The organism is Lacrimispora xylanisolvens, assembly GCF_002934545.1.
GTDB classification, from domain to species: Bacteria; Bacillota; Clostridia; order Lachnospirales; family Lachnospiraceae; genus Lacrimispora; species Lacrimispora xylanisolvens.
The window spans coordinates 58,884-85,020 of the sequence record NZ_PTJA01000019.1 but is presented as its reverse complement, the minus strand read 5'-3'; the positions used below and the strand labels follow the sequence as shown (position 1 = coordinate 85,020).

The window sequence follows — 26,137 nt, the reverse complement described above, 5'->3', positions numbered from 1 at the left end:
GCAGACCTACATTTATTTTAGCACAGGAGTAACTTATATCTAAAGATCAGCCCTCCCCCTGCATAGCAGGGGGTTTATTTTTTACTGTCACACAAAAAATGTACCTTGAACCGGCTCAATAAGCCGTTTCAGGGCACACTTTATTTTCTAAAAAAACTATTTTAAATTCCTGTTAGTACCGGTTATTTACAGTTCCTGCCTTCTTCTTAATTCTGATATCATCTCCATATAAAGGAATTACCGTATATCGGCTGATCAGCCTGGAAGTAACACGTTCCGTATATCGATCCCTCAGCTCGTTAATGGAATGATTGGTTGATATAATGGTTGACTTTGAAGAATTAAGCCGTTCATTGATACAGTAAAATAATTCGGAAGAGGTAAAGCTGTTATTTAGCTCTGTTCCCAGATCATCGATGATTAAAAGATCACAATCCAGAATATACTGATACATTCCTTTCATGTCGTCTTCATCCTGATAATCAAACCGGTTTTTTGAAAATACCTCAAAGAGATCGTTAGCGGATAAATAGATCACGGAGTAAAACTTATCGATCAGCTCTTTGGCAATACAATTGGTTAAAAATGTCTTTCCCACGCCGGTAGGACCTGTAAACAACAAATTCCCATGTTCTTTCGGAAGGTTTTTTACGAAACTGCGGCAGGTTTCCGTAACCTGAATCATATACTGTTTCACTGTCCGGTTTAAAACCGGCATTACTTTTGTATCATCAAAATATTCATAAGAAAATGTATTAAAATTCTCTACTGCAATGATTTGCTCAATATTGGATTGTGCATATAGGTATTTCATCTCTGACTGACGGAAGCAGTGGCACTTTATGCCTTCGGAATACCCCGTGTCTTTACAGTCCGGACACAAGTACTGCATCTCCATAAAATCAACTGTATATCCGGCAGACTTTAAAAGAACCGCCTTTTGTTCCCTCAGATCTGCAATTTCCTCCCTCAGCTCTTTTAAGGCTTGTTTATCCCCATCCAAAAGCCTGCGGGCACAGGAGACTGCTCTTGTACTGATGGAATCATCAAGTTCCTTTATCACAGGTATTTTATTATATACTTGCGCAATCCGCTTTTCCTGTTCATGCCGGTTCTTTAACTGCTGCTGCCCGTAAGCCCGCATGATGGCATCATACTGTGAATTGCTCAGTGCCATAATTACCTCCGTTTCTATTGTGCTTATCTATCGTTACTTAAACTCTGTCAGCTGTTCAAGAATAAGAGCATCATAATCAATCTCTCTTTGAGGAAAGTTCTGAAACTGGTTCTGTCCGTTCTTCCCTTTTGCACCGGCTGCTGCCTTGGTACCTTTATCGCTGCCGCTCTTTTTCCAGTCTGCATGCTGCTCGTCCAGTTTTCGTATGTCCTCCATAGTACGGGCTCCTGCTTTCTTCCAGCCTTCTATAATCTTGTCCGTATACGGAAAACTGGGAGAATGTGTTGCCGTGAGAGTCCTGCTGCAGGCCTCCATAACCAGCTCTTTGGTAAATCCGTAAGTACGGAACCACTTATCCATGTATTCCCGTTCTGAATCTCCGGGATTACGGTCGCTCAGCCCAAATGCTCTCATGACTGCGAAGGAATCCTTAGAAAATGTAAGTGCATTATTCTTCGCATCATCAACTGTCTTAAAGCCCTTTTCGTGCCAGCTGATGGCCACTGTCTCAATATATCGAATGCTGGTATGACCGCCCTGTACGCAATATTCCACAACATACTCTAAAAGCTCTGCAGGCATATGAAGGCCATCATACAGATACGCAAATACCTCACATTCTCTCTGAGTGAAAACTTTGTTCATATATTTTTGGGCAATATAAAGCAATTGAGAAAAATCCTCATCTCCTGCCAGCCCGCTGATCTGATCCGGAGTGTAGGATTTTCTGCCTGAAGATGGTGCAGGTATCTCCTTTTTTACTGCTTCTGCCGGACGCCCCGAACATGCAGTCTCCGAAACAGCCGGAGAAACCTCCGGTTTTGAGACTAACTCCTCGCTTAATACTCCCGCTTTTTTCCAATAGGATAAGGCACGGGCAACATCTGCCTCTGTATGGTTTAAGGCATCAGCAATCATGGAAACAGTAACCTCTTCCCCTTCATGACGCATCAGAAACAGATATTCTTTTATGTATTCACCATTGGCCGAAGCCATAAAATCGTCTATGAATTGATTGGATATTATCGTACCATTGATCTTAAAACTGCTTTTAAAGTTCACCGCCATAACCTCACCTTTTTATCATGTCCCTATCATACCACAGGTCTTTCCAAAAGAAAATAGGGGCAGTTATCCACTAAATCAATTGTGGATATTGTGGATAATGTGGAAACCAAGTATACATAATCTTAGTTTATCCACTATGATCCTGTTGAATTGCTGATAAAATCGAGATTTTCTAAATTGTGAGACGATAATTTATGTAAATTAAAAAATCCACATAGTTTCTTAACATAAAATGTTGAAAACTATGTGGATAATGTGGATAACTATAAGCCTAACAGCTTTTCTCCCACTTTTACAATGTCTCCGGCACCCATAGTTATCAACAAATCACCGTGTATACAATTTTCTAAAATAAATGTTTCAATCTCATCAAACGAGGTAATGTAATGCGCTTTTACACCTTTTTTCTCAATTCTCTCCACGATATCTGCAGAGCTGATGCCCAGATTGTCGGTTTCTCTTGCTGCATAAATTTCTGCAAGAATTACCTCATCTGCCAGAGACAGCGCATCTGCAAATTCGTCAAGAAATGCCTTTGTACGTGTATAAGTATGGGGTTGGAAAACAACCCACAGTTTTTTGTGTGGATAATGCTGTGCTGTACTTAAGGTCGCGCGGATCTCCTGTGGATGATGTGCATAATCATCAATAATGGTCACACCTCCCAGTTCGCCCTTCTTTTCAAAGCGCCTGTTGGTGCCTGTAAAATGTTTCAATCCCTTTTTCACCTGATCCAATGATATTCCCAGTTCTGCACACACGGCTGCTGCAGCCAGGGAGTTATACACATTATGTTCTCCTGGTACACCAAGAGTTACTGTATCCACAACGGAGCCATCAATCTTTAAATCATAGGTGGCTCTTGCCAGATCATCAAACGCAATCCCTTCCGCCTGATATCTGCTTCCGTCTTTCTTACCAAAAGTGATCACCTTACAAGGAAGATCCCGAATGATCTCCTCTATATTTTCAATGTCATTGTTAATCACCAGAAGTCCGTCTGCTGGAAGCTTCTGGGCAAACAGACGGAATGAATTACGAATATCCTTGATATCTTTAAAGAAATCAAGATGATCTGCTTCTATATTTAAAATGATCTCCACTGTTGGATAAAAGGAAAGAAAACTATTGGTATATTCACAGGCTTCAGTGACAAAAAGTTCCGGACCGCCTACGCGAATGTTTCCCCCTATGGAATTTAATATTCCGCCTACGGAAATAGTGGGGTCTGCATCTGCACAAAGAAGAACCTCTGTAATCATGGAGGTTGTGGTAGTCTTTCCGTGAGTACCCGAAATAGCAATCGCATTCTCATAATTCTTCATCATCTGACCAAGAAGTTCTGCTCTGCTTAAAATGGGAAGTCCCTGTTCTTTTGCAGCCATAAGCTCCGGATTGTCAGAATGTACCGCAGCCGTATAAACCACCACATCGATTCCTTCTGTAATATTCTCTGCGCGCTGTCCGTACACAATTTTTGCGCCTTTAGCCTCCAGGTGATGTGTCAGCTCCGATTCATGAGAATCTGATCCGGTCACCGTAAATCCCTCATCCATGAGGATCTCAGCCAGACCGCTCATGCTGATTCCTCCAATACCGATAAAATGAACTGCCTGTGGTTTATGAAAATCAATCTGATACATGCTTTATCCATCCTTAAATTTATAATTTATTTATGTAACTGTTACTTTCACTTACTTTTACTGCTTTTTTCTTATAAAGTCAATTGCTTTCTTCTTTATTATATAAGAAAAACAACAGAAAATCTACCGGGGAATCCAAACAAGGACGAAGCCTGGTGATGAAATGCCACATTTGCAGCTGCAATATATTCCCGTAATTAAAAAAATGCACCTTACAGATTCTATGACCTGTAAAGTGCATTTTATGACACTGAAAATCATGATCCGGATAATGCCAGCTCCGCTCCTGCAGGCAGAAGTCCTCTAAAACCCGGGGTTCCTGCTGAAGCCTCAGCTACTGATGCAATTAAATATAGCATTTCCTTATAACTGCGGAACAGCTGTTGCTGCCGTCCCTCTCTCCAGTAGATAATCCCCTGCCAGGTTGAGTGTTCGTGAAATAATACTTTAATGGAAAAAGAGGCGATCTTTCCCCCTCTTCTGCAAAAGGTACAGGCATCACTGGATATTAGTTGTCCATAGTTTAGCCCGTACTTGGGAATATCATCATTTTTTAATTCGTATTCCATAAAAGTACCTAGGGACTTTGCAAGATCCACTGGTTTCATCTGCTGTTCTAATATCTCAGACGGTATATTCTGATAATTTCCGGTAAATTTACCTGAATGGTAGCTGTCAATCGCCACATGGCAGGTAGTAATAATATTATTGACCTGTTCTTTCTTTTCATTACCGCTCAATAACCCATACATGGAAAGAATTAAATCAAGTTCACTTTCAAACGGGATCTTTTCGTCTCCTTCGATCCACTTAAAGTTCCCCTGCCAGCTTGCATAATACCGATACTGTACAAAAACATAAAAAGTGGCCAGTTTACCGGCTCTTTCTTTTTCATTGCTTTTCTTAATTTCCGGAGAAAGATCCTCTATTCCGGAAAACTGCCGCCTCTGAACTGTCTGTTTGGGGCTTCCCAGTTGATCAAAGATCCGATCCATATTAAAAAACATCTCCAGAAGACTATCAAATAATATTCCTTCCGAGTCTCTGTCATGGAATAAGACTCCTTTAATGCTACTGTCTTCAAACTCATCTACTGCTATTGTAAAATATCTATCTCCATTACGAACCACACTCATTCTTCCAACTGTCATCCCTTCACCATAGTCCTTTGTTTACAAATTTATTATATAAAAAAGCGGTTACATATCGGTTACATAACATTGTATCAGATAAATATATTTTACCACATGTAACTATCTATTAAAAGAGAAATCAACAAAAAACTCCTGACTTTTAAATGAGTCAGGAGTTACTAGGTTTTTGATCTTCTATTAAACCGTCTCCGATAAAAAGCGGCCAAATATAATATGTTTATACCTGTTAAGTACGCCCAGCAAAATGTTCCCCAATACTCCGACTGCAAGAACTTCCCCAATGCCGACAGTAATCATCGCATACCAGATCATATCCGGCGAACCGTAAGCATATCGAAGAACCCAAGGAATAATAAGAACATTGGACACAATAGGCGGAATACAGACCAGCCATTTATTTCCCCGGAGTTTATACGCTCCAATGGCTCCGATCAGAGTGGCAAGACTACCAAAAACCACATCAAGAGCTGCTGCACCGCACAAAAAATTGGACAGGAAACAACCGATAAATAATCCTGGAATTGCGGCTGGCGTAAAAAAGGGGAGAATACAAAGCATTTCGGAAATCCGAAACTGGACAGGTCCAAAGCTGATTGGGGCAAACGCCATAGTCAGCACCGTGTAGATTGCAGCAATAACTGCGGAAAAAACCATGAAATGGGTTTTCCCTGATGATTTGTAATTCATATCCAATTCTCCTTTAGTTTTGTTTTAGGTGTGGAAGGTCTCGAACACACCGGTCTTTTTTTGTGAAATCCCTTTGAAAGAAAGGGATTCACGGCCTTATTACGGGTGATACTATAGCACAAATCCGGCTCAAATGCAAGTCATGCCCAGAATCTGACTTATTATTTCTGCCACCATTCCTTCGGAATTGTATCCAATTCAATCAGGCAATTGATCTGATGGGACAGCACGTCTTTTGTCACTTCAAAAATTGCTTTCGTGTCACACAGAATGCAGGCGGCATCGCCAAATGTGGTCTTCACTGCTGCATGTCTGTCATAGAAAGCCTGCTCCAGCTTTTTATAATTTTCTGAGATATGGTCTGTAACGGAATTTTCATGCCGGTGCATAAAGCAAGGTTTTATCTGACTGTCAGGCATCACTATCTTAAAATATGTGGGCTCCTTTGTAAGACGATCAGGCACATCTAAATGCTCTTCCACACAGTGAATAAAGGTATTCCTCTCATGTCCGACACCGAGAAGCAGAATCTTACCTCCTCTTTCCATTAAGCGGTCATAACTTCCGCCAGGCTGGCAGGGCGTTGTACGATTCTCCTCCCCTTCAATAAAAGCCTGGCTGTCCTTTCCGAACACCGCTAAGCTATGGGTGGGATGGAGCGAACGAAGGACACCTTTCCGTTTCATGAAAAGATTGGGTAAAATCCCCACACAAGCCGGCTCTGTTCGTGGATCATAAACATTATGATATTCCGACATGGAATACCATGTATGAGTTGGCAGTATTAGAAGACCTTCAGATAAATATTCCATGAATGCATCCAGTACAGTATCTGCTCCACCTTCAACTTCTCCAATTGCCTTCATGGATGAATGCACCAATAATGTGTCATCAGGCTGAATTCCCATTTCTTTTAAATTCTGTTTCAGACTTTGTTTTGTAAACATAATATTACCTTTCTTATCCCAAATAAATTAATAGTTATGTATCTACTATCATAAGGGAGTCGGGGGGATTTTGCAAGTAAGCTACGTTTATCTCACCAATCCCATCTATTATCGAATGGGAATATATAAATCCACTTCAGAATCAGGATGATCGTAACCCAGAAACCTATTATCGTAGAGTTCAAAATCTTCCCGAAAATCCAATTCCTCTTCCGTTTCCAGAAACCAGGTTCCCCAAATATATTCAAAGGTCTGGGGAAGCATTCTTAAACTTCCCCTGTGAGTGAAAACTGCACACTTTCCTGCAGGCAGCACTTTTTTTACAAATTGTGATGGAAGGTCTTCAAATGAATCCACTTCAAACCCTGCCACTTCAGTAAATAGAACAAAATCATTCATGGTATACAAAGTATTTTCATTGCAGGCTTCGCAAATACCAAAACCTCTGCCTCCCTTCACCAGATTGGGTATGTGGCGGCGCATACTGTTTGCATTTTTCCAAAGATCTCTTAGCTTTATATCTGAGAGTGTGGTTTCCCCCCGTATTCCTGCTACTTTAATCTCTGGCATGGTCACAATTTTGGGATGTACCGTTACGTTAGCTATAAGATGCTGTAAAAGTCCCTGATCCAATCGTTCTTTTGCTCCAACATAAGCATCCAGACGATTGATACGGTACAACTGGGGACTCACTCGATATACTGCTTTAAATGCCCTGCTGAATGCTTCTGATGACTCAAATCCACTGTCAATTGCAATATCAATAATTCGCTCATCTGTATAGAGCAGCCGCTTTGCTCCATCGGCAAGGCGGCGTTTTTTAATATAACTTCCTATGGTTTCACCAAGAAGGGAATAGAATTGCCGATTGAGATGATAGTAGGAATAACCGGCCGCCTTAGCCACTTCTTCTACACGAATGTCTTCTCTTAAGTTGGCTTCAATATAAATCACTGCCTGTTCCAGCGATTTCCGGTAATCCATAACAAATCACTCCTTTTATAGAATCGGCCGGTAAGTATAAATATCCGGATCGGCGTTTTCAAAATTCAATCCAATTTCTCTGGCCGTTTCTTTCATGGTATCGCCCACTTGATAGCGTTCCCAACCGTTCTCTTCTCTACCGCCCCAGCAAATATCAATTGATTTATCAGCCGGAGATAAAATTATGCTCTTCGTGGTGCCAAAAAACTCTTCGTAATAATGAGTACACAATCCCTCTGGATATTTTGACAAAAGCATATGCTTCAACTGGTCTCTGGTAACTTCACAGGTGTTGGTCAGGGTTCCTGTAATGTAATCGTAGCGTTTCAAAGAATGGACAAATGCTTTGGGTTCATAAGGAATTAATTCCGGTAAGACCGGATGATTGGTGGCATGTAAAAACTGTTGAGGTGAAGTGGAATCCAGTTTTTTATAGGATAATCTTCCATCCACGGTTTCCACCAGAGCGGTGTTGCCAGCCTGGTCAAGAAGTATTAAATTCAGGTTATACGCAATTGGCATATCACGAATATACTCAAGCCCTTCCCTTACATCTCTACAGTTTTCCAATAAAGCTCGAATGACTGCCCAGAATTGAAGACCTTTTATCTTCGGTTCTCTCATATACGGCATCGCCCCTACTGGAAATCCACAGGAACTCATGGTCACCGCAAGTCCATGTTCATTAATACCATCATCCCGCCCAAAAAACAGTACGCTGGTTCCAATATGGGCAAACTTTCCTGTAATATTAGTTTTTACAAGACAAAAATCCTCTGCTTCATGATTAAATTCATAGTTCCGGGCAAGAAGAGGCTTTTGTTCTGCCGTCATAGATGGTAAAAGTGCAACCTGGCTGCAACGGGGTAACAGATATGTCATTCCATAGAAATATATCTGTTCCGCTTCGACCTGCAACGCATCCGCAAATCCCTGAATTTCCTCATTCAGTCCCGGACACCATCGGCTGAACAATGTCTGTGCCTCTTTAAAATCTACTGCTCCAAATCCTTTCACCGATTGGGTATGAAGTGATCTCAATTGGGAATTCTCCCCCATAAACTTTCCCGCCTGGTAACCTACTTCATAATTGTTACCTTCCAGATTCAAGGTATAAGCTGTTACATGATTCATATTATTATTCCTCCTGTTCTGAGTTTAGTTTAATCAGAAAGAAGGGGTGTTGCATGATATTTTCTGCTCTTTTTATATGCTATTATCAGTTATTTATAAAAGTCTTTTTCCTTAAAGTAATTACCCACAACCTAACCTAAACAATATACCACGTATAATTTAATTATACTATCTCCTCATTATATGGTTTTATTCTTCCTCTTTCCCTCTCTCATTTTCGAACACATGTTCTATTTTCATAATAGCACTGACAACTCATGAAGTCAAGAGTCAATATATAAAACATAAAAACAGTAGTTGACATTTTGTCTACATTGTGTTATTATTTGTCCACACCACAAAATAAACTATAACCAAATATTCATTTTCAAAAACTTCTCATTTTACTTCCTTAATATCTTCTCTCCTATTTTAAAAATATCTGACCGGCAAACTGCCAAAAGATAAAAACAAAAAGGAGAGCCAATCTATATGAAATCAATTAAAAAACCAAACATACCAACAAGAGAAGAATTTCACAGAGTCTATGCAGGTGAACTCAGTATTCGCGATTTCTGCACCGAGCGTACAAATCATCGTCACATACCCCCTTATACGCTGGAAGAACGTAAAGTTCAGTCAGAAAAAGCTAAGATGCAGAACAAAAATAATACTTAAAACGAAATAATAAGGGGGAGAAAACAAATGGCCAGAGAACAATCCTGTCACAAATTTATTTATAAGCTGCAAAGCAAACGCCTTGCCAAGGCTGACTGGAACTTAACACTTCCGCTTTCCGTAGCACTTAATAACAAAAATGATGTGGTAGCTACAGGAGACAGCCAGCTAATGCGCTGGATTATGGAATTAAACGGCAATGAGGATATAGACAGTAAGGTGATTTCTATTAAACAGAAATTAAAAATACTTAGAAAAATGGAAAAATGCGAAGAAGCCAAAAAACAGATGAAAGAATTATATAAGAGGTTATACGACCTCCAATATCAGAAAGACTGCCTTTATCTGATTATGAATTCTAGCAGGGACTATTACAGAGCAAACAAAGGATTTTCAGTGAATGGCACCAGGTACCGAAGACTTCTGGGTACTAATGGTGGTGTCAAAAAGTCTACAATAACTTATGTAAGTGAGCGTATTTACGATGAAATTAAAAAACGTATGGACAATGACAGAGATTTAAACAAAAAGCTGATACCAGCCAAGCTGGAAGCCTATCAGGCCTTGATCTGCAGTGGCTCCATTCCGGTCTCCATGCCACGTATTATAATTGTAAAAGACTGTAATGTGTCCTGGAAAGAAGACGTGATCCTTATACAGGATAAGGATGGTGCAGAGCCAGAAATGACTTATGAAAAAGATTATGAAATCAATTATTGTGATTCTGACGGATACGGGCTTATGACTCCGGAATATTCCAGACTCGTTAATAAAGAGCTCCATGGAGATTTAGCAGAAGACAAGACCATTACCGGCATCAATACACGCTTTGCATGGACAAAAGGGATGCTTTTTACATTCGATTATGTAGATTTTGCCCGTAAAATCAACAACGGAAATTTTATGATTACGGATGCCTGGGGGACACTTCGGGATGTCCGGGATTTTGATGTCATACTTACCACTTCAATGGTAAAACTCTGGGACTCCTATAAAAGTCTGGAGCATTTTCTTTGCTGCTCCAGGAAAAACCATTATCAGTTTTCCGTATCAAAAACTACACCTCTTAAACTGGAACATGTCAGAAATGCAAATTATCAATTTCTTCAAACCTATGAATTTACAGAGGATGAGTTAATCCAACTCTGTGAACCTACTATGGAGGAGCTGAAAGGTGCCCTATGCATGGACTGGGGAAAAACACTAGTTTTCTTAAAAGGAATGTATTTAAAAGAGGATCAAATGGAGTGTCTGAACAATGATTTTATTAAGGCACTTATGATTGACCCCCGGATGATAAATGATCCTTTTATACTGGGTAAAGTCTATGGGATGATTAAAAAAAGGATTCAGATGGCCGCCAAAGGTTCCATTCAGCTTTCCGGCAATTACGCCATTGTATCTGGAGACCTTTACTCTCTGGCTCAGTCAATCTTTGGCCTTCCTGTTACCGGCCTATTAAAATCAGGAGAGGTATATCACAGATACTGGATATCAAAAGGTGTAAAAGAAATTGCATGTTTCCGAGCTCCCATGACCTGCCATAACAATATTCGGAAGCAGTCGGTGGTTTACAACCAGGAAATGGACTACTGGTATCAGTACAATCAAACCGGAATGATACTTAATTCCTGGGATTCTACCTGCGATGCTTTAAACGGAGCGGATAAAGACAGTGACAGTTTTTTTACAACCGATAACGAAATCATTTTAAAAAATACCAGAAACGTTCCTACTATTAAATGCGTTCAACGGCAGGCTGAAAAGATTATTCCCGACGAATCCCATCTTGTCAAAGCAAATATTCTATCCTTTGGTGATGAAATTGGCTCTACAACCAATAAAATCACCTCGATGATTGAACTTCAGTCCAGCTTTAGACGGGATAGCCAGGAATATCGGATACTTGAATACAGAATTATGTGCGGGCAGCATTACCAGCAAAATTCCATAGATAAGGCCAAGGGAATTATTTCAAAGCCAATGCCCAGGTACTGGTATGATAAAGCAGCCTGCGGCCAGCTGCCTGAAACAACAGAACAAGAAAAGGAATTCAAAAGACTTTGCTTTCACATAGCAGCCGACAAAAAACCTTATTTTATGAGATACATATACCCTGACCTTATGAATGAATATAAAAAATACACCACTGACAGCAATAAGAAATGTATCCGGCGTTTCCAAATGCCTCTTAAGGATCTTCAACAGATTCCGAATTATACAGCCGAGCAGGCAGAATTTCTGGAATACCATCAAAAATTTATGCCAACTGGAAACAATCTCTGTACTATCAATCGGATCTGCCATTTATTTGAAGATAAATTTGGTCAATTTCTTACTGACCGAAAAAATGATACCGCATTTGACTACTCCATTTTAAAATGCGGAATTAATTATCAGAAAAGTGATTATAAAAAAATAGAAACTATAAAAAAAGATTATGATAAGAATTTGAAGCTCTATCAGCAGACTGCCAGAACCATGCGTTTGGATAAAGAAGAGGTCGCTGCAAACAGAACTATGATGGTGATGAAATTTCGCTCAGCCTGTGAATCCATTTGCCCTAATGCTCTGGAATTATGTGAAATTCTTCTGGATATGTGTTACACCACCAATAAATCAAAGCAGTTTGTTTGGGATGTCTGCGGAGATACCATTATACAAAATCTTCTTATAAAAAATAATAACAGCATACATTTTCCTGTACTGACAGAAACTGAGGGAGAATTTAAATTTGGAGGAGAATCTTTCATTATAAAAGAAAAGAAATTAGGAGAGGAGGAATTACTTTGATTATTTTAAATGAAAAAAATTATATAGAACTATTACTTACATCTGATCAGATTGATTTTTCAAAACCCTATCAGACCCTTAGCCTTCTGGCCCGTTATTATTGTCATATCCGGGGCTGCAATGGTGATAAACTGATTGAGCAACTTCAGGACTTTATGAAGCAGCATTATCCAAGATACAATCCTGTTGACTGGACAAGCTGCATAGAAACCTGCGCAGAGCGTGCCTTAAAGTATCCCCTATGCCAATGTGACGGAGTCTGGATTACTTCTAGTGAACTTGACGTTATTAACCAGATCAAAGATAAGGTTTTGGAACGTCTTGTATTTACCCTCTTATGTCTGGCAAAGTATCATAATTTTAGAAATAAAAACAATCAAAACTGGGTAAATAATCCGGACAGTGAAATTTACAGACTTGCCTGCATTACAACTAATTCTTATGAAAAAGACATTCGCTTTCACAAGCTAAAAGAAGCTGGCCTGATTGATTTTGCTAACAAGATCGACAATCTGAGCATAAAGGTGTTATTTGTTAATGATGAATCTGAAAAAAGGCTCTGCATTACCGATTACCGTAAGCTGGGTTATGAGTGGCGGCTTTATAAAGGAGAGGACTATATAAGATGTTCCGGGTGCGGTATCTTAGTCCGTAAAACTTCTGTTAACAAGAAATACTGCAAAGATTGTGTAAAGAAGAATCCTTATTATACTCCAGTAGGAATAAAGAGTATCACCTGCATAGACTGCGGAAAACATTTTAATGCAGAAGCGGCTAGCAGAGATTGCAGGTGCGATTTATGTAAGACCTCTCACCGTAAAGAACTTCAGAAGTTGAAAATGAGGCGTTACCGTAATAAAACAACTGTGTAGACTGTGTTCATTTCAACCCGGTATTATCATAAGGGACTTGAAACCCCTGATATTATAAGGGCAAAATGCAAACGTATATTCGATTGCAATTTTTCTAATATGGAAAGGTAATGATTGAAAATCCCTTTCTCATAACACTCCTTGTTACCGGTGGTCTGATGGCTTTCAGCTGTCAGACTGCCGTTTGTATATACATTAGAAGTTCAAATTAAAGTGTCCCTCATTAACATGACTTAAGGTGTTATATAAACGCCTGAAAAACAAAAAGGAGAATCAATTTATGTCAAATAATATCTATGCAATTATCTTTGAAAACGTAGTAAAAAACGTTATTATATGTGATGACTATACATTAGCCAACGCATTAGCAAGAGCCTCTTTCGGTGATAATGCCTTTGCAGTGGAATCAAGCAGATACGCTGTTGGGATTGGAGATTTGTATGAAAACGGAATCTTTTATCGTATACTTGAGGATGGTTCAAAAATTCCGGTTGAATATATTCCTACGGAAAGAGAATTGTTTGAAGAGCTTAATCATAAAGTAGTAGAAATTCAGAATCTGCTTACTGATATCTACGAATTAAAGCTCTCTATGGACTACATATTTGTATTGTTAAAAAATACCGCTGCAGAAATTGGCAATAAATTATCAGTGACACCGGATATGAAATCAATTTCAACTGTATATGCAGATCTGATTGAGCGAAGTATTAAAACAGATGAAACCTATAAAACAATAGAGGACGTCCCTGCCTCCATCAGAGACAGCGTAAAAAACATTCTCATTGACAGAAATATTAATGTATAAATTTATAATATTTATCTCCCGGTTATAGCTCTATATCCGGGAGATTTTATATATCCAGACGTTCCAATCCAACTTTCCCCTCACACTTCTCAACCCGATAAACCCCAACCTCCCCCGCTACCCCATAATGCTTTCTAAGCAAATACCGCGCCTCCACATCACTCTCCACCACCACCAGATAATCATACCCGCTCAGAAGATTGTCCATATTATCTTCATAGAAAGCGCAGATGCCATCCACATGAGGCGCAAAAAGCATGTATTTCCCAATATACTGCAGATAATAATCCGTCACCTGCCCATCCGCATCTGTCGCATAAAACAAATACCTGCTCTCATCCATCTTCCCATCTTGATACCACCGATCACCCGTGACCTGCCGTACCTTATAAGGCAATGTGGAAGTATAAGATTCCTGTATCGTCTCCATACCATTAAACTCCGACATCAGAAGAACAACCGCTAATGCAAGGCAAACAATCACCCCTTTCTGATACCGATCTTTGCTATCCACACTTTTAAAAGCCATCAGATCCGGAACCTGTCCGATTCTATAATAAAATGTTCGTTCCAAATCCCCGGTCGCGCATAAAACCAGACCTCCCGCAAAAAGAACTACAATGCTGGAAGCATAACGTTCAAATCCCGCAAGCCTGAGTGCCTCATCAGAAGGCATGGAAAAGATATACAAACCCAATATTCCAGCATAATAAATTATAACTACAGCATCCAGTGCAATTAAAGCCTTCCACAGTCTCCAGTTCTTTTTTAACACTGCCCAGGCAAATATACTGCCTCCCGCTGCCATCAGATTAAACGCCAAAATTCCCATAAAAGGCCTGCTTTTCAAATCAAAAACTGACTGAATAAACAGACTTACAATCTGCCTGACTTCCTCCTGAGTTTTCCCACCATATACGGTATCCACCTGTCGTGTCACATCAAACTTATTTTCAACTCCCTTGAAGGCCGCCGCCATATGCCAGCTCCACAATAGCCAGGGAATCAATGCCACTCCAATGGAAAGAAGTACCGCAAATCCATTCTTAACCAAATCTCTATCCCTGTTTTTTAACCATATAAATATAAGATAACAAAACCCAATCCCTGCGAAGATCGTTCCAGTACTCTTAATAATCATTAAAAGCCCGGCAACCGGAGCTATTACAAAACATGCTTTTACCAATTGTTTCTCATACCGGTGAACAACTGCAAATAAAACCAACGTAAAAATTGGCAACAAAAAATCAACCAGCAGATTGCTGATTCTTATAGTAATATTAAACACAGAAAGTGTAGAGCAGCCTGCCGCTAAAAACGCATAGAGTAAAAACCTTTTTTTCTCGGTTATAACTCCAAACAATGCATAAAAACAGGAAAAAATCAAAAGTCCCTGCGCAATCAGCATTACTGCCTCAGAGTGGCCCGCAAACCGGCAGATAAAATACATAAACGAAGAAGTTCCCAATGGATAATTTTTAAAATCGATCAGCGCAGAGGAAGCATCCGGAAATGCATTGGTGCTTAACATCTGCTTTAGAACCACTGCCCAGTGAGAAAAATTGTCATAGTGAATCAGCCTGCTCTTGTATAACAGATAAAAAAAGAACAGGCTGCCAATCACAAACAAACTATTAAATAAAGTAATCTCTGCATGGATTTTATATTTCTTAAATAGAATCCTGACCCCATAAATTCCCGCAAGTAAAACGCCCCCTGCCAGAAGAACCACGGCTCCCGGGTATAAATACCCTGCAAGGCCTCCCAAATATATCCCACAGGCCAGAGAGGAAAAAACGAATATAGGAACAAATTCGCTCTGAAGCTGAAGTAACTCCTTTGCAAAAAGCATATAACCAGTCATAGAACCTATCAGCAAAATTATCAATCCACTTTGAAGCAGCCATAACATTTTTTATTTCTCACCTTCGTCCGTTTATGAAATATCAGACAGGATTTGATCTATTTGATTTTTTTCAATCAGTTCATCAATATTAGTAACTGCCAGCAGCTCTTCCACCGAATGCTGCCGGTATTTTCCTGTTCTCTTTAAAGTCAGTTTTATTCCTTTCTCTGTATTATAATCAAACTGATCTTCCTCATTCCCATTTGCATCAAAATTCAGAACAGAAAAATAATTGAAATTAAAGTTAACGACTTTGCAGGTCGCTCCGTTCGAAAAAGCAATTTCCCTATTAACCGGAATCCGCGGCAGTTTCCTTTGATCAGAAAATGTTTTGCTAAGCCTCTTTTTTATATTCCTTATCATATCATCGTAAGCAGTGATCCAAAGATTCATTTCCATTGGCAGACTGTGAACCCTGTCATAAATAAGCTGCATATACTGACGCCTGCTGCCTTCATCTTCCGGTTCTACTAAGGCTGAATAACGCCAGCCCCCTTCAACTTCATCCTTTTTCACATACTTTATATTCCCGTAAAGACGGGCCTTATAATGGTTAGACATAACAGTAAAATGAATGATTTCCTGCTCCGGTAAATAAACCGGTGTTTCCATACGAAATGCCACTCCATTCTCAGATAAATCCACAGTGACAGCCTCATATTCCTGTCCCTTAAACTCCACCACTATTTTTTCATTTGCAACAAAACGTTCCGATTTTCTATAAGCCGGTCTTCCAAGCATAAAAAAGACAGCATAAAACAGTGCGACCATATTGTATGCGATCCAGAATATAATGATGCTGCTGTATAAAAGTGCCCAGCCGTATTTTCCGTTAACAAACCGTATCATGGCAGCTGCTGATAAAATAAGAAGAATCATGTGGGGAATCGCATAAAGGATATAGCCAAACCTGGATTCGTTTACATTTCTCTTTTTATTCGTAACCTTAAATTTTCTCTGATGAATATGAAGCGTCTCAAGTATCACAGGAATAATCAAATACGGCATGAAGATCGTGTCAATGACCTGACTCCATCTCTGGTTTCTGATATTGCCTGATAAATACCGCATAGAAGTGCTATAAAAAATATAAGCAGGAAGCCAGAAAACAATTACATCCCAGAATCCACTGGTTACAATCTTAAAATCAAATAAGGCAAACAGGATTGGTGAAAGAATAAATATCAGACGGTTAAAAAATGACCACCAATACAAAAAGCTGTTTAAATAAGTGATTCTTGCTGGCAGTGAAAGCTTCTTTGTAACTATGGCTTTTGTATTCTGCAGACTCTGAATCACGCCTCTTGCCCAGCGGACTCTCTGCTTTAACATGGATTTTACTGTAGTCGTTGTCAGTCCTGCTGCCTGAATCTCATCTGTTGCATAAGTGATATAACCAGCTTTCTGAATACGTATACTTGTCTCAAAATCCTCAGTTATGGTGTTATAAGGAAAGCCTCCGATTTCCTCCAGCGCTTCTCTTAAAATTACCGTATTGCTTCCGGTATAGGCCACTGCATTGGAGGAATTTCTCATAATGTTCACTTCTTTTGAAAAGAAGTCCTGTTCATTTGGTATATTACCTTCTGCATAGAGATTAAATTGAAATAAATCCGGATTATAAAAGCTTTGAGGGGTCTGGACTATCCCCATCCGGAATTGTTTATCTATCTCATCTTCCGCTCTTAACTTCCAGCCCCCATCTTCTTTCTTAAATCTGGAAAGCAGAAAATAAGGAACTGTTTTCATTAAAAACGTTCTCTGTGGTATCATATCCGCATCGAATGTGGCAATTAACGGAGAATTAGTCCTGCTTAGAGCGTGGTTTAAGTTTCCCGATTTTGCATGTTTATTATCAGCAAGTCCCAGATATCCAATCTGAAATTCTTCTGCCAGTTTCGCAATCTCTTCTCTGTTTCCATCGTCACAAAGATAGATGTGAACCTTATTCTTATCCGGATATTCCATAAATGTACAGGCATTTACCGTCTTATACAAAATATCTGCAGGTTCATTATGAGTAGCGATAAAAACATCGACGTCAGGATAATATTCCGCCGGTACTTCCGGGCATTCCAGATGATACCGGTTCATACGCATTTTCTGGTAAAAAAGTTCAAAGGTGGTAAAGACAGTAACTGCTTCCGCAGTAAACAAAAGAAGTCCAAATATCATATTTGCTGCACCCTGGTGATAAGGCAGCGTAAATACAAGTCTCCAGATTAAATAGATTGACATCAAAATGATTGTTACGATAAAAAGCAAATTTCTTTTACTATCTTCTCGTCTCATCATATTCCCCCTCATATGCAGACAGATTAATTTTCTGCCTCACCAAAAGAAGTTATCATGTGAAGTCCGAGCCTTATCATATACGGTTTGCGGCTTTAAGTCAACAGATCTGAAGGCAGTAATCAGTGGATGGGAACAATGTAACAATGATTCCAAAGAACACCTCCTGATTCTGTTTCTTATATCACAAGAAAAAGTCCGTTAAAACTTCCCTAAAACGGGGGGGACCTTATGCGGAATAATTGTCATTAACTGTTCTTGACTAATGTCAGTAAAGCAACTATAATATTGCAATAATACCATATTTTGGATATTACTAATTCTTACCATTGTTATATAATGTTGTTATAAACGGAATTATTTTACAATGAAATTAAGAATTTTTATGGAATAAAGGTATATGAAAAACGAAGGTAAAGAAGGGAAAACACATGCTGAAAAAGTTAAAAGTTGGAAAACGGTTATTGCTTACATTTCTTATCGTAGTATTATTTTCTGGTCTTGCAGGAACCATGGGAATCCTGCTCATTCACAAAGTCAATCAGGAGTATAGTATTGAACTACAGGATTATGGTTTCGCGCAGGGAGATATCGGAAGCCTTGGGCAGGCATTTCAGGCACATCGCGCAACAGTTTTATACATAATCTTTTCAGAGGATGCATCTGAAACAGAAAAACAGAAACAGAACTTAAACACACAGGTTGATACAATTAATAAAATGATGAAGCAGGTGGAGAGTCGAATGAAGACTCCGGCTGAGAAAGAACTTTACAGCCAGCTTGTTGAAAAAATGACCAAATACGAAGGGATCCGAAGCAATACCATAGAACTTGCAGGTAAATCCACCCAGGAAGCCATGGCCACTTTCCGCAGCCAGGCAGCCCCTCTGGCAGCTGATATCGCAAACACAATTAATACGATGCTGGCCAATAAATCCAATGAAGGCAATATTAAATCCCACAAGTTGGAGGAGCAGGCTAATATTTTCATCTTTATTATGATTATTATCATACTGGGATCCATTGCAACATCTATATTTATTGCAGTCTACATCACCCGGGGTATTATAAAACCAATTGATGAATTAAAAGATGTAGCTGACAAGATGGCTCAGGGTAACTTAAACTGTCATGTTGAGTATACTTCTAATGACGAACTCGGACATCTTGCCGAAAGCATGAGAACCATGATGGAACGGATTTCCTACTATATGAATTATATTTCGAAAACTACACAGAGTATGGCGGACGGGGATTTTAATATTCCTCACGATCCAGAAGAATTTAAAGGTGCGTTTCGGGGTGTTCAGATCTCCATTCAGGATCTTACTGTTTCCCTTAATGATGCTATGCGTAAAATAACCCAGGCATCTGATCAGGTTGCAAGTGGAGCTGAACAGGTTGCAAGCAGTGCTCAGGCGCTCAGTCAGGGTGCCACAGAACAGGCTTCCTCCATTCAGGAGCTGGCAGCAACAATTAATGATATTTCAAGTAATATTAATCAAAATGCTGAGAATGCAAAAGAAACAAATACCCAGGTTGAAGCGACTTCTGCAGAGGTAGAGTTTGGTAAGACCCGGATGGAACATTTAAATTCTGCTATGGATACCATCAGCGAAGCATCTTCTGAAATCAGCAAGGTGATAAAGACCATTGAAGACATTGCATTCCAGACCAATATCCTGGCGCTGAACGCAGCCGTAGAAGCTGCAAGAGCAGGTGATGCAGGAAAAGGCTTTGCCGTAGTGGCAGATGAAGTTCGAAATCTTGCCAACAAGAGTCAGGAAGCTTCCAAGAATACGGCCGCACTGATTGAACGGGCACTGGCTTCCATAGAATCCGGTAATCACATTGCAAAAGAAACAAAGGAATCCATGGATCGCATTGTATTATCATCCCAGACAGTAGCCAACCTTGTTTACCAGATTTCCACCGCTTCCGAACAGCAGGCCACTGCAGTCAGCCAAGTTACACAGGGCATTGACCAGATTGCAAGCGTAGTTCAGACGAATTCTGCTACTTCAGAAGAGAGCGCTGCTGCAAGCGAAGAGATGGCAGGTCAGGCTCAGATGCTTAAGTCTCTGATGAAACAGTTCCAGTTAATAGATTAAATCAAGTGATAATAAAAAAAGAAGAAGGTATGCCCGTCAATGTGCATACCTTCTTCTTTTTTTATTGTTGTAAGAAATCATTGGCCATCCACCGTTTCACCTCATCATCTGTTCCAAGAACATAATGCTCACCCTCTACGTGATGCTCCGCCCCCGACAGATAATCGATGCCCATCCCTTTTAGGTCATAGGTAAACGCCGTCCGGCTCCTTTCTGAAACAGGATCCGGTTTTGGTATTGCTGATAATAAAGATCTTGTATAGGGATGAATCGGTCTTAAGAATATCTCTTCCGTTGTCCCGGTCTCCACCAAATGCCCCAAATGGAGAACTCCGATCCTGTCAGATATATATTTTACCATGGATAAATCATGAGCGATAAATAATATGGCTGTTTTCGTCTGTTTTTGAAGTTCTTTCATTAAGTTAACAACCTGGGCCTGAATGGAAACATCCAATGCACTAATTGCCTCATCTGCAATAATTAATTCCGGTTCCATAATAAGCGCTCTGGCAATTCCGATCCGCTGTCTCTGACCTCCCGAGAATTGATGGGGATAACGATTGGCATGTTCCCTGGACAGACCTACCATATCAAGGATCCGGTATACCTTTTCCTCTCTCTCCTCTGTGGTGGTATACATGTGGTGTATATCAAGTCCCTGGGCAACAATGTCCAGAATTTTTTTTCTGGGATTTAAACAAGCCATTGGATCCTGAAAAATCATCTGCATATTAGTTCTTAAATGCTTTGTATCCTGAGGGGAAAGTTTTCCCGAAATTTTTGTTCCCTGAAACCACACCTCACCAGAAGTGGGCTCATACAGACGGATAACTGACCTTCCGATGGTAGATTTTCCGCTTCCTGACTCCCCTACCAGACCGTAGGTCTCTCCAGGGTAAATCCGAAAAGAAACTCCATCAACAGCTTTTATGGAAAACTTCCTGCCAAGCTTAAAATGCTGCTTTAAATCTTTTACTTCCAATAGCGGCTTTCTATTCTCCTCCAAGCGAATGCACCTCCTCCCCCATTCTCTTTATCCTTTCCTTTAATGCCTCTGGCATTGACACAGCAGGTGCATTTTCATGAAGAAGCCATGTTGCCGCATAATGAGTCTCAGTGACCTCAAACATAGGCGGTTCCAGGCGATAATCAATGTTTAATGCAAACCGGTTTCGCTCTGCAAATGCATCACCCTCTGTTTTATTTAACAGATTGAACGGACTTCCGGGGATAGTATAAAGCACCTCGTCATTGGTATCTAAATCCGGCATGGCAGATAACAATCCCCATGTGTAGGGGTGTCTGGGATCATAAAAGATCTCCTCAGAAAGTCCTTTTTCTACCACTTTCCCCGCATACATCACTGCCACATAATCCGCCACCTTTGCCACTACTCCCAGATCATGGGTAATGTAAATGACAGAAATCCCTGTTTTCTTCTGAATATCTTTAATCAGCTCCAGAATTTTAGCCTGAATGGTTACGTCCAAAGCTGTAGTTGGTTCATCACAAATCAATATCTCAGGATCACAGGACAAAGCAATTGCAATTACCACTCTCTGCCTCATTCCTCCGGAAAGCTGATGGGGATAGCTTTTCATTCTCTTTTCCGGCTCTGTGATTCCAACCAGATCAAGAAGTTTCACCGCTTTTTCATACGCTTCTTTTTTACTGGTTTTATAGTGATAACGCATTCCTTCCATAATCTGACTGCCAATTGGCATGGTTGGATTTAGAGAAGTCATAGGGTCCTGAAATACCATGGCGATCCGGCGACCATTAATCCGGCGGCGCATCTCTTTTTTGCTAAATGACAATAGTTCTTCTTTTATTTCCTCCCCACTCTTACGTGAGGTAAAATCAATGGTTCCGCTCTTTACTTTTCCGTTTCCGCTTAATATACCCATAATTGCCTTTACAGTCACTGATTTACCGGAGCCCGATTCTCCTACGATAGCCAGGGTTTCCCCCTGATATAGATCCAGATTGACGCCTCTGATGGCATTTACTTCGCCGGCAGAGGTCTGAAACGAGATGGATAAATTTCTGATTGACAAAACCTTATCTTTATTCATAATCTGCCTCCTACATCTCTTTCATCTTCGGATCAAACGCATCTCTCAGTCCATCTGCCAGCATATTAAAACTGAGCATAATAACTGCCAGAACGATCACCGGTGATATGATCATATAGGGATGGGTTGTGAAGGACTTAAACGTATCGCTGATCAGTGACCCAAGAGAAGCTAACGGTGCCGGAACCCCCAGACCGATAAATGCAAGAAATGCTTCCGTAAAGATTGCGTTTGGTATGGAAAACATGGACATAATAATCAGCTGACCAAAAATGTTTGGAAGTATTTCCTTAAAAATCAAATAAAAATCCCCCGCTCCAAGTGTTCTGGATGCAAGAATAAACTCCTGCTCCTTCAGCTTTAAAACCTGGGCTCTGGCGACCCGGTTCATACCAATCCAGCCGGTAATGGCAAGTGCCAGAGTGATGGTCGCAAGCCCTGGTTTTAACACCAGCATAAGAAGGGTAACAATGACAAGGGTCGGAATTCCATTTAAAATCTCCGCAAACCGCTGCATGGCATTATCCACTGCACCCCCAAAATATCCGCTGATCAGACCGTAGCTCATGCCAAAGCACATGTCAACAAGAACTGCCACCAAAGCAATGTAAAGGGAGATTCTGGTTCCCATAAACGTCCTGGTAAATATATCCCTGCCCAATACATCCGTACCAAACCAGTAATAAGTATTTTCAAGTCCGGTAGTCTTTTGCGGATCAACATACCGGTTAACCGTAACTTTACCTGTGGAGGTGTTCATGGTCTCTGATCCATCCATGATTCCCAACTTTTCCAGAACCGGAACTCTTGGAGCAAGATTCTGATTTGCTATGATCTGTTCATTGTATGTATAGCCATTCATATATGGGCCGGCAATTGCCATAAAGATGACAAACACTATAGCAATAAATCCCGCTGCTGCCCCTTTATTTTTCAAAAAAGAAGATATGACATCTTTCCAGTAAGACTGCGCCGGATAAACCCGGTCAATTCCTATCCTGTGGTTATCGGCCATAATAAAATCATCCGGCTTAAATTCAAACGTTACTGCTTCCCTGTTATGACTGCTCATAATCATCCTCCTTCGCCAGCCTGATCCGTGGATCAATGAGACCATATAAGATATCCACAGCAAGCATGATTCCGATATACATGGCACTGTATATAAATGCCAGAGTTACGATCACATTATAATCATTGGACTGAATGGCCGTGACCAGAAGGCTTCCGATTCCAGGAATGGAGAATATTTTTTCCACCACCAGAGAACCGGTCATCAGACTGACAACAAGAGGCGCCAGAACTGTGACAATGGGAATCAGTGCATTTCTTAATCCATGAATCAGTATAAGCCGCCAGCCGGGAAGCCCCTTGCTTTCTGCAAGAAGCATATAATCGGATCCCAGAACCTCAAGCATTTCCGTTCTGGTAAACCGGGCTACGGTTGCTACCGTAAACATGGCTAAGGATATGGTAGGAAGAACGGAAGATTTCACCGCTTCCTGCTGCTGATACAATAAAGGAAACCATTTAAACTGATAGCCAAGGGTATAAGACAGCCCCAGTGCAAATACATAAGACGGAAGACTGACTCCAAGAACAGAAATAACCGTTGTCATGGTATCAAAAATCGTATTATGCTTTAAAGCAGCTATGAGTCCCAATACCAGTCCCACCACAGTTCCAAGTAAAACTGCCTGCCCTCCGATTCTGATGGAAATAGGAAGTCTGGTTGCTAAAAGAGTGGTAATAGACGTATTCTTGGAAATGGTATAGGATACCCCAAAGTCACCAGACAGCATGTTCTTCACATAGTTTAAAAACCGTATGAATACCGGTTTATCCAGACCGTATTTGGCATTTAACAGCGCTACCTGAGACTGGGTTAGTTTCTCATCATTGAACGGGGAACCAGGCATCAGTTCCAGCATCAGAAATAATATAAGCAGGATAGCCAGCAAAGTGGCTGCTGATATACAGATTCTCTTAACAATATATCGTTTCACAAACGTTACCCTCCCAAATTAAGCAGCCAGAGGAATAACAGGCAGGACCTGTAACCCCTCCGGCAGCCAGAATATAAAACTTACAAAGTCTTATTTCTTAGTCGTATTCTTAAAATAACGGTTGATCGCAATGGAGTGGAATTCCACGCCTTCAACCCCAGTTTTCTGCATTACTGCATTTCCCTTCTGGTAAACCGGAAGAATCACTGCATTGTCACAAACAATCTTTTCTGCACCAATTAAGGCTTTCCATCTTGCTGCAGGATCAAGTGCAAGATCCCCTTTCTTAGCAGACTGGATAATGGAATCATATTCAGCATTGGACCAGAAGCCGTAGTTGTTGGGGCTGTCAGTAATCCACATGTCAAGATATGTCATAGGATCCGCATAGTCCGGTCCCCAACGAGTAAGACCAAGTTCAAACGTACCTTCCTGCATCCGCTCTACACGGTTTTTCTTAGGCATCTGCTCTAAGTTAATGGTGATTCCCGGAAGTGTGGTCTGAATCTCAGACTGAAGGAACTGCGCCACATTAATGGCAGATTCCGTATCTTCCACAATCATGGTGTAAGTCAGGCTCTCCACTCCCAGTTCCTTTTTCGCCTCTTCCCAATATTTCAAAGCTTCCGCTTTATCTGTCTTAAAGTAATTGCTTCCTGCATCTTCTCTATAATCTTTTCCGTCAGGACCTGTTGCAAGAAGAGTTGGTACTGCAAAATATGCCGGAATGGAACCATCCTTTAAAATATTTTTACATACTGCCTCTTTGTCAAAGCAAAGGGACAATGCCTTTCTTAAATTAAGGTTTTCAAGGCCTGCCACTTTGGTATTGGGAGATATATACCATAAATATCCAGCCATAATATTCTTAAATTCAGGATCTGCCTGAAACTGCTCCACCTGCTCACCAGAAAGTGTGACTAAGTCCAAATCTCCGTTCTGATATGCAAGCATTGCCTGTTGGGAGTCCTTAATAACCTGATAATTAATACCATCAAGTTTTACCTTTCCTGCATCCCAGTAATCCGGATTTTTCTCCAGAGTAATGGTAGTGGCTGCCGGCTCATAGGCGGTAATCTTAAATGGACCGTTTGACAGCAGCGTATCCGGTGTACTTGCATACTGATCCCCACACTTGGTGAAAAATTCTTCATTTACCGGATAGAAGGTTGGGAAAGCCATTAAAGATTCAAAAAATGGCACCGGAACGTCAAGCTCTACTTTCAGTGTCTTATCATCAACCGCAGTTACTCCCAGTTCTTCTAATGGTTTTTCCCCAGAAGAAACTGCATCTGCGTTCTTAATCCCTGCGATTCCAACAATAAATGCGTATTCACTTGCTGTTACTGGATTCACTGCCCTTCTCCATGCAAAAACAAAATCCTTAGCTGTAACAGGTGTTCCATTGGACCATTTTGCATCCCTTAAATGATAGGTAAGCGTCAGCCCATCTGCGCTTTTATCCACACTTTCCGCCAATGCCGGAACCGGATTTCCGTCTGCATCCAGCTCATAAAGGCCATCCGTAGTATCCGCAATTACTTCGAATGAGGTTCCATCTGTGGCTATCTGGGGGTCCATGGAAGCAACCTCCACATCGATATGTACGTTTAATGCATTTGCCTTAGCTGCTTCCGCCGCCTTTGTTTCCGCTGCAGCCTGGGTTGTGCCTGAGACCGGAGCCGCAGGTTTGGAGTTTCCGCATGCGGTTAACGACCATACCATTAATCCGGAGATCCCCAGTGACACCATTTTTTTCATGGCTTTCTTCATTTAATTACCTCCCAATTCAATTAAATTAAAAAAATAAAGGCATCTGG

The 26,137-nt window shown here is 40.6% G+C and carries 20 protein-coding genes; 5 read left to right on the top strand and 15 right to left on the bottom strand.

Annotated features, from left to right (window positions below; translation table 11 throughout):
- Positions 1-172: 172 nt before the first annotated feature.
- From BXY41_RS25330 to BXY41_RS25295, 8 genes are all read right to left on the bottom strand, one after another.
- The gene (locus tag BXY41_RS25330) at positions 173-1,177 is read right to left on the bottom strand and encodes an ATP-binding protein (protein WP_104439662.1); all 1,005 of its coding nucleotides are present in this window, start codon (positions 1,175-1,177) and stop codon (positions 173-175) included.
- A gap of 33 nt (positions 1,178-1,210) precedes the next feature.
- The gene (locus BXY41_RS25325; RefSeq protein WP_104439661.1) at positions 1,211-2,245 is read right to left on the bottom strand and encodes a DnaD domain protein; all 1,035 of its coding nucleotides are present in this window, start codon (positions 2,243-2,245) and stop codon (positions 1,211-1,213) included.
- A gap of 263 nt (positions 2,246-2,508) precedes the next feature.
- The gene (gene murC, locus BXY41_RS25320) at positions 2,509-3,888 is read right to left on the bottom strand and encodes a UDP-N-acetylmuramate--L-alanine ligase (RefSeq protein ID WP_104439660.1); all 1,380 of its coding nucleotides are present in this window, start codon (positions 3,886-3,888) and stop codon (positions 2,509-2,511) included.
- Between the two features lie 257 nt (positions 3,889-4,145).
- Positions 4,146-5,039, bottom strand: a complete 894-nt coding sequence (locus tag BXY41_RS25315; RefSeq protein WP_104439659.1) for a hypothetical protein — start codon at positions 5,037-5,039, stop codon at positions 4,146-4,148.
- Positions 5,040-5,219: 180 nt separating this feature from the next.
- A complete protein-coding gene (locus BXY41_RS25310) occupies positions 5,220-5,729 on the bottom strand; it encodes a QueT transporter family protein (protein WP_104439658.1) in 510 nt (169 codons plus the stop codon).
- A 161-nt stretch (positions 5,730-5,890) separates the two neighbouring features.
- The gene (locus BXY41_RS25305) at positions 5,891-6,676 is read right to left on the bottom strand and encodes an AAC(3) family N-acetyltransferase (RefSeq protein WP_104439657.1); all 786 of its coding nucleotides are present in this window, start codon (positions 6,674-6,676) and stop codon (positions 5,891-5,893) included.
- A 108-nt stretch (positions 6,677-6,784) separates the two neighbouring features.
- A complete protein-coding gene (locus BXY41_RS25300) occupies positions 6,785-7,660 on the bottom strand; it encodes an AraC family transcriptional regulator (protein ID WP_104439656.1) in 876 nt (291 codons plus the stop codon).
- Between the two features lie 15 nt (positions 7,661-7,675).
- Positions 7,676-8,794 (bottom strand): C45 family autoproteolytic acyltransferase/hydrolase, encoded by a 1,119-nt coding sequence (locus BXY41_RS25295; protein WP_104439655.1) that lies wholly within the window; start codon positions 8,792-8,794, stop codon positions 7,676-7,678.
- A 471-nt stretch (positions 8,795-9,265) separates the two neighbouring features.
- Here BXY41_RS25295 and BXY41_RS25290 point away from each other — a divergent pair, with 471 nt between their 5' ends.
- From BXY41_RS25290 to BXY41_RS25275, 4 genes are all read left to right on the top strand, one after another.
- Positions 9,266-9,451: a hypothetical protein gene (locus BXY41_RS25290; RefSeq protein WP_104439654.1), complete on the top strand. Its 186-nt coding sequence runs from the start codon at positions 9,266-9,268 to the stop codon at positions 9,449-9,451.
- Positions 9,452-9,478: 27 nt separating this feature from the next.
- Positions 9,479-12,244, top strand: coding sequence for a hypothetical protein (locus BXY41_RS25285; RefSeq protein ID WP_104439653.1), 2,766 nt, complete (start codon positions 9,479-9,481; stop codon positions 12,242-12,244).
- On the top strand, positions 12,241-13,116 hold the full coding sequence (locus BXY41_RS25280) for a hypothetical protein (protein ID WP_104439652.1): 876 nt from the start codon (positions 12,241-12,243) through the stop codon (positions 13,114-13,116). The genes BXY41_RS25285 and BXY41_RS25280 overlap by 4 nt, the downstream gene beginning before the upstream one ends.
- Positions 13,117-13,396: 280 nt before the next feature.
- Positions 13,397-13,924, top strand: a complete 528-nt coding sequence (locus tag BXY41_RS25275) for a hypothetical protein (protein ID WP_104439651.1) — start codon at positions 13,397-13,399, stop codon at positions 13,922-13,924.
- 46 nt (positions 13,925-13,970) lie between these two features.
- Here BXY41_RS25275 and BXY41_RS25270 read toward each other — a convergent pair whose 3' ends face one another.
- Entirely contained in the window at positions 13,971-15,803 is a 1,833-nt protein-coding gene (locus BXY41_RS25270; RefSeq protein ID WP_146088595.1) for a hypothetical protein, read from the bottom strand.
- Positions 15,804-15,860: 57 nt separating this feature from the next.
- Complete coding sequence (locus tag BXY41_RS25265; RefSeq protein WP_170072596.1) at positions 15,861-18,125, bottom strand: glycosyltransferase; 2,265 nt, start codon at positions 18,123-18,125, stop codon at positions 15,861-15,863.
- 428 nt (positions 18,126-18,553) lie between these two features.
- On the opposite strand from BXY41_RS25265, the gene BXY41_RS25260 reads away from it, so the two are divergent.
- A complete protein-coding gene (locus BXY41_RS25260) occupies positions 18,554-20,233 on the top strand; it encodes a methyl-accepting chemotaxis protein (RefSeq protein ID WP_104439648.1) in 1,680 nt (559 codons plus the stop codon).
- 61 nt (positions 20,234-20,294) lie between these two features.
- Here BXY41_RS25260 and BXY41_RS25255 read toward each other — a convergent pair whose 3' ends face one another.
- The 5 genes from BXY41_RS25255 to BXY41_RS25235 all read right to left on the bottom strand — a co-directional run bounded on the left by BXY41_RS25255 (position 20,295) and on the right by BXY41_RS25235 (position 26,090).
- Positions 20,295-21,248, bottom strand: coding sequence for an ABC transporter ATP-binding protein (locus BXY41_RS25255; protein WP_104439647.1), 954 nt, complete (start codon positions 21,246-21,248; stop codon positions 20,295-20,297).
- Entirely contained in the window at positions 21,229-22,311 is a 1,083-nt protein-coding gene (locus BXY41_RS25250; RefSeq protein WP_170072594.1) for an ABC transporter ATP-binding protein, read from the bottom strand. Before BXY41_RS25250 ends, BXY41_RS25255 begins: the two co-directional genes overlap by 20 nt.
- A 10-nt stretch (positions 22,312-22,321) precedes the next feature.
- Positions 22,322-23,383 carry an ABC transporter permease gene (locus BXY41_RS25245; RefSeq protein WP_104439645.1) on the bottom strand — a complete coding sequence of 354 codons (1,062 nt, stop codon included), beginning with the start codon at positions 23,381-23,383 and terminating at the stop codon, positions 22,322-22,324.
- Positions 23,370-24,317 (bottom strand): ABC transporter permease, encoded by a 948-nt coding sequence (locus tag BXY41_RS25240; RefSeq protein WP_104439644.1) that lies wholly within the window; start codon positions 24,315-24,317, stop codon positions 23,370-23,372. Before BXY41_RS25240 ends, BXY41_RS25245 begins: the two co-directional genes overlap by 14 nt.
- 90 nt (positions 24,318-24,407) lie before the next feature.
- Positions 24,408-26,090: a peptide ABC transporter substrate-binding protein gene (locus tag BXY41_RS25235; protein ID WP_104439643.1), complete on the bottom strand. Its 1,683-nt coding sequence runs from the start codon at positions 26,088-26,090 to the stop codon at positions 24,408-24,410.
- Positions 26,091-26,137: the final 47 nt, after the last annotated feature.

What these genes read in the sequence shown, in the direction of transcription:
- BXY41_RS25245 (WP_104439645.1), bottom strand. Translation starts at nt 23,383, where the DNA reads ATGAGCAGTCATAACAGGGAAGCAGTAACGTTTGAATTTAAGCCGGAT.
- BXY41_RS25325 (WP_104439661.1), bottom strand. Translation starts at nt 2,245, where the DNA reads ATGGCGGTGAACTTTAAAAGCAGTTTTAAGATCAATGGTACGATAATA.
- BXY41_RS25235 (WP_104439643.1), bottom strand. Translation starts at nt 26,090, where the DNA reads ATGAAGAAAGCCATGAAAAAAATGGTGTCACTGGGGATCTCCGGATTA.
- BXY41_RS25330 (WP_104439662.1), bottom strand. Translation starts at nt 1,177, where the DNA reads ATGGCACTGAGCAATTCACAGTATGATGCCATCATGCGGGCTTACGGG.
- BXY41_RS25250 (WP_170072594.1), bottom strand. Translation starts at nt 22,311, where the DNA reads ATGAATAAAGATAAGGTTTTGTCAATCAGAAATTTATCCATCTCGTTT.
- BXY41_RS25305 (WP_104439657.1), bottom strand. Translation starts at nt 6,676, where the DNA reads ATGTTTACAAAACAAAGTCTGAAACAGAATTTAAAAGAAATGGGAATT.
- BXY41_RS25260 (WP_104439648.1), top strand. Translation starts at nt 18,554, where the DNA reads ATGCTGAAAAAGTTAAAAGTTGGAAAACGGTTATTGCTTACATTTCTT.
- BXY41_RS25310 (WP_104439658.1), bottom strand. Translation starts at nt 5,729, where the DNA reads ATGAATTACAAATCATCAGGGAAAACCCATTTCATGGTTTTTTCCGCA.
- BXY41_RS25315 (WP_104439659.1), bottom strand. Translation starts at nt 5,039, where the DNA reads ATGACAGTTGGAAGAATGAGTGTGGTTCGTAATGGAGATAGATATTTT.
- BXY41_RS25285 (WP_104439653.1), top strand. Translation starts at nt 9,479, where the DNA reads ATGGCCAGAGAACAATCCTGTCACAAATTTATTTATAAGCTGCAAAGC.
- BXY41_RS25265 (WP_170072596.1), bottom strand. Translation starts at nt 18,125, where the DNA reads ATGATGAGACGAGAAGATAGTAAAAGAAATTTGCTTTTTATCGTAACA.
- BXY41_RS25275 (WP_104439651.1), top strand. Translation starts at nt 13,397, where the DNA reads ATGTCAAATAATATCTATGCAATTATCTTTGAAAACGTAGTAAAAAAC.
- BXY41_RS25290 (WP_104439654.1), top strand. Translation starts at nt 9,266, where the DNA reads ATGAAATCAATTAAAAAACCAAACATACCAACAAGAGAAGAATTTCAC.
- BXY41_RS25300 (WP_104439656.1), bottom strand. Translation starts at nt 7,660, where the DNA reads ATGGATTACCGGAAATCGCTGGAACAGGCAGTGATTTATATTGAAGCC.
- BXY41_RS25295 (WP_104439655.1), bottom strand. Translation starts at nt 8,794, where the DNA reads ATGAATCATGTAACAGCTTATACCTTGAATCTGGAAGGTAACAATTAT.
- murC (WP_104439660.1), bottom strand. Translation starts at nt 3,888, where the DNA reads ATGTATCAGATTGATTTTCATAAACCACAGGCAGTTCATTTTATCGGT.